This window comes from Vibrio sp. 2134-1 (assembly GCF_033339495.1).
Genome location: NZ_JAWOUS010000495.1, coordinates 1 through 664, shown reverse-complemented (window position 1 = coordinate 664; position 664 = coordinate 1). Strand labels below are relative to the sequence as shown.

Here is a 664-nt window from a genome sequence, read left to right as displayed (position 1 = left end):
GGGTGTTTGTCCGCATTAGTCACGTGGCTGAATTTGATGACCGTTTCACCTGGGTCACAATTCGCAGCGGCATTAAAACTGGTAACAGCAAGAGCAGAGACAGATAGTAGGGTTAGAGGCTTTAACATTATTATTCTCCTTGATAAATCACATCCCATCCCGTCCATGAAGTTAAGGTGATGGGTACGGATGTTCATCAAAGAGCAATTAACAGACCAACTATTTTTTTATTTAAAATCAATCCATTAAAATATTAAAGTTGACAAGCGAGAGCCAAAAGGAGGGAAATCCACCCACAAACCTAAAGGATATGGGTGGGAAATGACCCATTTATGAGGAGCAGCTGATCTCCATCTTTTTCCCCCACTCTGGCGGCAGTTTGGCATACGCTTCAAACTCTGGTTGCGAATCGTATGGATGGCGAAGTATCTCAGCAAGACGGTGAACTTCGCTGAAATCACCTTCCTCAGCTTTATCGATAGCCAATTGCGCAAGGTAGTTGCGAAGAATGTATTTCGGGTTGGCTTGGCGCATCTGTTCACAACGCTGCTCGGCTGAAATCGACTCACCAATTTCATCTACCTCCAGCTCACATCGAGCCAAATACAAATCAAGCCAAGCTTGGGCGGCTTCCCGGTCAATAAACAAATCGATGACCTCTTGC

1 protein-coding gene and 1 pseudogene are annotated in these 664 nt (G+C 45.0%); both read right to left on the bottom strand.

What is annotated here, in order from left to right; translation table 11 throughout:
* Positions 1-128: pseudogene (locus tag R7R78_RS26850) on the bottom strand (C4-dicarboxylate ABC transporter); the annotation flags it as partial.
* A 202-nt stretch (positions 129-330) separates the two neighbouring features.
* Positions 331-664 (bottom strand): protein adenylyltransferase SelO family protein (locus tag R7R78_RS26845; protein WP_225474703.1); only part of this gene is annotated, 334 nt, incomplete at its 5' end.